Here is a 4,221-nt window from a genome sequence, read left to right as displayed (position 1 = left end):
GACGAGATCAACGTCGTCGCGGCATGTTGATATCGTCCGACGAGATCGATGACGACGATCCGGGTTGCCCGTGTGGGCAAGGATCGCCCCAGGTCCCAGACCGGTCCTTTCCTCCTGTCCCAAAAACCCTCCCGAACTCGGGCCTCGCAAACCCTTGTTTTCCGGTCGTTGTGGAGGCTGTTTCGGGCGTGTCCGCAAACATCTGTTTTCGGAACGGCTCGATCCGATCATTCGGCCCGTAAAATTATTTGACGGGATTCCAGCCGTATGAGTCACTTCTAGGATGATGAAGCGCGTATGCCTGTATGCTCGGACGAGCACCGATAAGAACCAGACCGTCGAGAACCAACTCCGGGAACTTCAAGGAGTGGCCGTTCGACTCGGCTGGACAGTCGTGGCCGTGTACACGGACGAGGGGATCAGCGGGGCGAAGGGCCGTGATCAGCGTCCCGGCTTCGACAGCCTTCTTAAAGGTGTGGCTCGGAAAGAGTTCGACATGATCGCCGCCTGGAGCGTGTGCCGTCTGGGCCGATCCCTCCAGGATCTCATTGCCTTCTTGGCGGACGTTCAGGCCCGTGGCGTCGATCTCTATCTGCATCAGCAGGCTATCGACACGTCCACACCATCGGGACGCATGCTGTTTCAACTCCTCGGCGTCTTTTCGGAATTTGAAAGAGCCATGATCCGCTCCAGGGTCGTGGCCGGATTGGATCGAGTTCGTGGGAAGAAGCGGCTGGGTCGTCCGCCCATGTCAACCGAACGCATCGAGCAGATCAAGGCAATGCTCCTGGCAGGCCGGGGCATCCGAGAGACGGCGCGAGAGACAGGAGCCGGAACGGCGACCGTGCAGCGGGTCAAGCAGTCCCTGGCCAATGATGGGATCGTGCCAGAGACCGTCGCGGCATGAAGAATGGCCTGGAGATCACCCCCAGGCCATCATGATCATTGGGGCAACGACAGCTTGAACATCGCAGCGTCGGCTTCCCGCTCAAAGGGGAAGATGACCTCCACGTCACCATTGGGAGCGAGGCTCCAACTGGGCTCGCAGATGCTGAGACCCATTCGGAGTGCGTCATGGATCAAGTCCCGCACGAAGAATTGAACGGCAAGATCGGTGAGATTGATATCCATGGGATCTTCGTCACCATCGACGAGAATATGCATGAGCCTCCCGATCTTCGTGCAAATATCGTGATCGGGGATCAAGTGCCGAACCAGGAACGGCATCTGGGTCAGGGTCATCACGCAGCCCTCCCGAACGTCCCGCGACGACGCAGGCTCTTGAGGATACCGGGGATCTCCTTGCGGCGCTCGCTCTTCGAGTGGGCATGCCCCACTTCTTCGCGAAGCTTCTCGCGGATCTCGCTCTCGTCGAGACCCGCCCGTTGAAGGGCGGCACCCAACCGGAAGAAGGCATTGTGCCCATCACCAGGAGGAGCCGAGCGCCACTCGTCGGTGGCCTTGTCGATGGCTGCCTGTTGCCGACCGGCATGGCTTTGTGCCTTCTCGGCCAGGAGCTTCTCCCGGACCGCCTGGAGGCTGGACGAGACCTTGGCAGACGAGATCACCGGAGCGTCAACCGTCTCGGTCGAGATCCTCGGTTCCGGCTCAGGATCAGGCCGCAGATCCAGGATGCAGTTCTCGATCCATTGGTGCAGATCGAGCGGACCACGCTTCGGATCGTTGAAGTCGTGGAAGAACGAATGCTGCGGATCTTTCGCCTGACAGGGCAGATAGAACAGGCTCGCGGCGTTGAACTTCGACTCATCAAAGCCATGGCAGCGACGGGTTTTGATGCCGGTCTTCTTCTCCAACTGCCGTTTGCCCCAGTAGCCCTGTTTGTTCAGCACCTTCTCGATCTGCGCCAGGATGATCTGATGCACGTCGATGGACATGGCATCCGAGGTCGGGACGAAGGCTCGCCAGCGCGGCTTCTCCGGGGTCGAGGAGTAGGTGTTCCAGACCACGATACGTAGGTAGGGGAAGAAGGAGGCGAACTCCTTGTACGTCAGGTCGCCGCCATCATTGTCGAGCCAGATCCCGCGCAGATGGGTGATGTTGTCGAGCCCGCGACCGGTCTCTTCCGCCTTGTCGGCCTCGAAGTGCGCGGGGCTGAAGACCCCGCTTTCCTCCTTGGCCGCAACAACTCGTCCATGGAGATCGCGCAGGCCAGTAATGAAGGACTGGTCATCCGAGTAATCCACGTGATCGAGCGGGATCGTCTCATAGACCGAGCTAAAGGCGGTGCCGCTGGTCAACGGCGGCGTGACGATTTCTCCTCTATATACGGTGTTTTCGTCACACGTCCCTGCGAACTCCTTCATCCCAGATCTGACCTCCTGGGCGAAGACCGGATAGCGACCAGCTACCAGAGAGGTGCCATTGATCAGATCGAGTTGAGTCATCAACCCCTGCTTCTTGCGCTCGTTGTAGGCCCGGTTCCTTGCGGCATTGCTCGCGTGCTTGCGGTTGCGCCCCGGCTTACCCTTGCGGGGCTGCACGCCCATGCCGTCGAGCGGCTCAACCTGGGCTCCGGGGAACAGGTCGGCCAGCCATTCCGCCGTAGTCCGATCCATGACCACGAACTGCTTCGGGTTCTCATCATCCGGTTTGCGAGCCGAGCAGCGCATCACCGCCTGATAGACCGCACTCCGGTAATGAGCGGTCTTAATCTCATCGCCGCTGATCCCATGCGTCTCCATGAAGTGGAAGTGGGCAGGCGGCGGGTTCAGGGCCGAGAGCACCACGACATTGTGGAAGTGCTGGAACTGGTTGAGCCCGTGAGGCGAGTTCGGCAGGCGCTCCGCATTGGCCATGTGAGCAAACGGATCTTTGCTCCCCTTCAAGTCATTGTTGCCCATCCAGATAAAGGGCTTCTTGCCCATGGCATCCCCAACCGCCTTGACGATCTGGTCAATAACCTTCTGCTCCCCGACATTCTTGTCCCGGAACGTCTTCGACCACTCCTCTTCGGTGGCGTAGAAGATCGTCACGAGATGACCATTCGGATGGCGGTCGTAGCGAAGCTCGCACCGCAGTTGGTCATGCACCGGCTCCAGGTCGATCCCTTGCGCCGTCCAGACACGATGGAGCATCGTGTCCTCGAAGCAGGCCCCGGCAATGGTGGTGCTGGCAAAGCCGTCGAAGATCGACGGCTTGAGGATCGAGTAGGTGATGAGTTTGCTGCGGTCCTTCGAGCCATTGATCAGGTTCTCGAACTGGTCCTGGAGCGCGAACACTTGCCAGTCCTTCGAGGTCACGCGATGAGCAAACCCCCCGAAGAGCTTGTAAACGTCATCCCCGGTCTTGTTCCGAGCAATCTTGCCGAGGCTCATCGGGCGTCCTCCCGCTTCAGGAGACGACCATACCGGGCACCATCGGGCACGAGGGTCAGAAACGGCGTGATCAGGTGGTGGGTCTCGGAGAGGTTCAACTCCTCGAACTCATCCACCTGGGGCACCTCGTCCACGATCAGGTGCCAGTCACCTTTGTTCTCGATGTACGGCAGGCGCATGAAGGCGGCGTGGGTGGCGAACAGGATCTCGCCACCGGGACCGGGCTGCTGGAAGTGAGCCACGAGATCAGCGACGACCGAGTTCGTCTCCAGGTTCGTATCGCCGTGGATGGCCTTCACCGGATATCGGCGGTCGAGCTTCCGAAGTTCGTCCTCGATGGTCTTGTTGATCAGGAGTTTGCTGGGTTGGATGAAGAATACCTTCTGGCCACGTTGGGCGAGACGGTCGGCATGAAGGGCGAGCGCACGAGTTTTACCCGCTCCCGCCAGAGCATTAAAAAAATGAATGGTCATAAGAACCTCTGTTAAAATTGTTTTGGACAAAAAAACCCGCGAGGGTTGGCGGCTCCTCGCGGGCATTCGGGTATCTTCAACAACAGTCCTTACGGCTATCCTGGCCGTCACGGTATTTATCTGTCTCTCACGATACGAACTCCCGCCAAGAGTCGGAGCGCTCAAAAAGTGCTCATACGGCTACTTATCTCACGAACCGTTACAACGTGTCAATAGACTTCGAGGGGCGCGGATTTGAGCTTGGTCTCGGATCAGCAGGATGGGCTGGCTAAAATTCTTTTGGTGCCGACGCGACAAGCCACATCAGACCAGAGATCCGGCTGCCATGATGACTGAGAGATGGCTGCCGGGGCGCAGACAACGACCTACAGGGTTGATCCCGAACGCGAACGTCCAGCTTGACCGCTATGACG

At 59.1% G+C, this 4,221-nt stretch carries 4 protein-coding genes; 1 reads left to right on the top strand and 3 read right to left on the bottom strand.

Annotation, left to right across the window (positions count from 1 at the left end; genetic code table 11):
* The first annotated feature begins 283 nt into the window (after nt 1-283).
* Entirely contained in the window at nt 284-907 is a 624-nt protein-coding gene (locus tag ILT44_RS29955; protein WP_204243257.1) for a recombinase family protein, read from the top strand.
* 35 nt (nt 908-942) lie between these two features.
* Here the strand turns inward: ILT44_RS29955 and ILT44_RS29950 are convergent, their stop codons facing one another.
* From ILT44_RS29950 to ILT44_RS29940, 3 genes are read right to left on the bottom strand one after another with little or no spacing between them, the layout of a single operon-like run.
* On the bottom strand, nt 943-1,242 hold the full coding sequence (locus ILT44_RS29950) for a hypothetical protein (protein ID WP_204243256.1): 300 nt from the start codon (nt 1,240-1,242) through the stop codon (nt 943-945).
* Nucleotides 1,242-3,335 (bottom strand): hypothetical protein, encoded by a 2,094-nt coding sequence (locus ILT44_RS29945; protein ID WP_204243255.1) that lies wholly within the window; start codon nt 3,333-3,335, stop codon nt 1,242-1,244. The genes ILT44_RS29950 and ILT44_RS29945 overlap by 1 nt, the downstream gene beginning before the upstream one ends.
* The gene (locus tag ILT44_RS29940) at nt 3,332-3,808 is read right to left on the bottom strand and encodes a DEAD/DEAH box helicase family protein (RefSeq protein ID WP_204243254.1); all 477 of its coding nucleotides are present in this window, start codon (nt 3,806-3,808) and stop codon (nt 3,332-3,334) included. Before ILT44_RS29940 ends, ILT44_RS29945 begins: the two co-directional genes overlap by 4 nt.
* Nucleotides 3,809-4,221: the final 413 nt, after the last annotated feature.

The organism is Microvirga arvi, from assembly GCF_016892765.1.
Classification (GTDB): Bacteria; Pseudomonadota; Alphaproteobacteria; order Rhizobiales; family Beijerinckiaceae; genus Microvirga; species Microvirga arvi.
Note: the sequence above shows the minus strand (reverse complement) of the source record. Positions and strands in the feature narration are given on the sequence as shown.